Source organism: Acidovorax sp. KNOB132 (genome assembly GCF_057541515.1).
The window spans coordinates 1-2,617 of sequence record NZ_BAAJYT010000383.1 but is presented as its reverse complement, the minus strand read 5'-3'; the positions used below and the strand labels follow the sequence as shown (position 1 = coordinate 2,617).

4 protein-coding genes are annotated in these 2,617 nt (G+C 71.8%); all 4 read left to right on the top strand.

Annotated elements, in window-relative coordinates; all coding sequences use genetic code 11:
* Nucleotides 1-217: 217 nt before the first annotated feature.
* Nucleotides 218-589: a hypothetical protein gene (locus tag AC27IO_RS22745; protein ID WP_272566674.1), complete on the top strand. Its 372-nt coding sequence runs from the start codon at nucleotides 218-220 to the stop codon at nucleotides 587-589.
* A 135-nt stretch (nucleotides 590-724) separates the two neighbouring features.
* Nucleotides 725-1,153 (top strand): VOC family protein, encoded by a 429-nt coding sequence (locus AC27IO_RS22740; protein ID WP_487090942.1) that lies wholly within the window; start codon nucleotides 725-727, stop codon nucleotides 1,151-1,153.
* A gap of 24 nt (nucleotides 1,154-1,177) precedes the next feature.
* The gene (locus AC27IO_RS22735) at nucleotides 1,178-1,693 is read left to right on the top strand and encodes a GyrI-like domain-containing protein (protein WP_498740912.1); all 516 of its coding nucleotides are present in this window, start codon (nucleotides 1,178-1,180) and stop codon (nucleotides 1,691-1,693) included.
* A 330-nt stretch (nucleotides 1,694-2,023) separates the two neighbouring features.
* On the top strand, nucleotides 2,024-2,617 hold a 594-nt coding region (locus AC27IO_RS22730), incomplete at its 3' end, for a pirin family protein (RefSeq protein ID WP_498740910.1).

The following is a 2,617-nucleotide window of genomic DNA, read 5'->3' as shown; positions in this document are numbered from 1 at the left end:
CCATCGACGGCGGCCACCGCGATCACCGCGACAGCCGGCTGGCCGCCGTGGCCGCGCTCGGCGTGGCGGGCCTGGTCTGCGGCTGGTGGCTTGCCACGCGCGAGACCGGCAGCGACGGCACCGGCCGGCAGCCTTGACTTGACGCGCCACGCCCCGCAGGGGCCTGTGCGCAAGCCCCGGGTGGCCCCCGTTTCGTTGGAACTGAAAGGATGAGTCCATGACCGCTTCCTCGCTCTCCCAGGCCGCGCGCGCCGCGCAGACCTTCACGCTCTATGCGGCCGGTGGCCGCGTGTACGCCAGCAACGTGCGCGACAAGCTCATCGACCTGGGCGGGCTGACCGAGGCCCAGGGCCGCTACGGCTACGCGCTGGACGGCGGCGACCAGGTGGCGCGAGACGGGTTTCCCAGCCCCGAGGACGCGCTGGCGGACATCGCCGGCACCGTCACCTTCCTGTACCTGGACGGGCAGTTCACCGCGCTCGAAGACCTGTCCGATGGACGCAGCCCGGACCTGAGCGACGTGCCGCAGATCCAGATCAGCCTGGATGCGCTCGGCCATGGCGAGCCGGCCATCGCCGCCGATATCTGACCGATGGCCCTGCGCCCCGGGTCCGGGAATCCCCGGTGGACGCTGTCCGGCAGGCCGGCTATGGTTTGTGAACGGTGTTCACAATCGTGATGGGCGCCGCACCCGGCCCCGGCGCGGGCCGCCAGGAGACGACGCATGAAAGTGGAACCCTACCTGTTTTTCGACGGCCGGTGCGAAGAAGCGCTGGCGTTCTACCGCACGGCCCTGGGCGCGGAGGTCACCGCGCTGATGCGCTTTTCGGACAGTCCCGCCCCGACCGATGCGTCCGGTTGCGCGGGCGCGGCCCCGCCGCCGGGCGACAAGGTCATGCACGCCGCGTTCCGCATCGGCGAGACCACGCTCATGGCCTCTGACGGCATGAACGGAGGGCAGCCCGTCTTCCAGGGCGTGTCGCTGTCGCTCAACCCGGCCGACGAGGCCGAGGCCCGGCGCCTGTTCGCCGCGCTGTCCGAGGGCGGCCAGGTGCAGATGCCGCTGTCGCCCACCTTCTTCTCGCCCGCGTTCGGCATGGTGGCCGACCGGTTCGGGGTGCCGTGGATGGTGGTGTGCACGCCCACTGCCTGACCGGCCCGCCCTGATGCCGAACGCGTGCCATCGCCCCTCCGATTGACCACCACGGCCCCCGCGCCCGCTCAGCCCATGATCGACACGCCCCACATCGCCGACCTGCCCGCCCGCCCCACGGCGTTCATCCACGTCACCTGCACCCGCGAGGAGATCCAGCACGTCATGGGCCAGGGCGTGCGCGACCTGATGGACGCCATCGCCGCCCAGGGCGCCTCGCCCGCCGGCCCCTGGTTCACCCACCACCGGCGCCGGCCCACGGACACCTTCGACTTCGAGATCAGCGTGCCCCTGGCCACGCCCATCGGCCCGCACGGCCGCATGCAGCCCGGCGAGTGGCCCGCCATGCGCGTGGCCCGCACCGTGCACCGCGGGCGCTATGAAGACCTGGCCGGCGCCTGGGGCGAGTTCCTGCAATGGATCGAGGGCGAGGGCCTCACGCCCACGGGCGAGCTGTGGGAGTGCTACCTGACCGGGCCCGAGACCGGATCGGACCCCACCGCCTGGCGCACGGAGCTGAACCAGCCGCTGCAGGATTGAGCGGCCCACCGGCTGCGTCGAGGTGGTTTGCTATTGAATCAATAGCATTGCTGGCATGAAATCCGCCGGCATGGACTGGTTTTTCCTTGAAATGCAGGCTTGGAATGGCATGGCAGTGCGGACCCGTCCCGTCCCTGCGGCATGATCCGCGCGCAGGCCACTGTTCCATCCCCGCACCAGTCCGTTCTGCCGCGCCCGCGTTGCAGCGCCGCCGGCCGCCCCCATGTGCAGTGACAGACCATGCCGCCGCATGGCCCGCGCCACGCTGGCCGCACCCCACCGTGCATGCCGGGCGCCGGGGCCGCGCGCGGCGCCACCCAGGAGCTTTCCATGCCAGCCATTGCCGACACCCCCATCCTGAACACCCAGCCCTTGGGCCCGCTGTGGCCCACGGTGGACCCGTTCCTGTTCTGCGCCCACCACGACGACGCCTATCCGCCCGGCAATGCCGAACTGGGGCCCGATGCGCCGCTGGACGGCCGGCAGATCGGGCAGGACTTTTCGCGCCGGGACGGCTGGAGCATGTACCACGGCGACGTGGTGCCCGGGTTCCCGCCGCACCCCCACCGCGGGTTCGAGACGGTGACCATCGTGCGCAAGGGCCTCATCGACCATGCCGATTCGCTGGGCGCCGCCGCCCGCTTCGGCCAGGGCGACGTGCAGTGGCTCACCGCCGGCGACGGCGTGGTGCATTCCGAGATGTTCCCGCTGCTGGACCGCACCGGGCCCAACCCGCTGGAGCTGTTCCAGATCTGGCTCAACCTGCCGGCGCGTTCCAAGCGGGTCGATCCGCACTTCACCATGTTCTGGTCCGGTGACATTCCGCGCGTGGTGGACCCCGGCACGGACGGCGGCGGCGCCACCCACGTGGCCGTGGTGGCTGGCCGGCTGGGCGAGGCCGCGCCCCTGGCGCCCGCCGGCGCG

What these genes read in the sequence shown, in the direction of transcription:
- AC27IO_RS22740 (WP_487090942.1), top strand. Translation starts at nt 725, where the DNA reads ATGAAAGTGGAACCCTACCTGTTTTTCGACGGCCGGTGCGAAGAAGCG.
- AC27IO_RS22745 (WP_272566674.1), top strand. Translation starts at nt 218, where the DNA reads ATGACCGCTTCCTCGCTCTCCCAGGCCGCGCGCGCCGCGCAGACCTTC.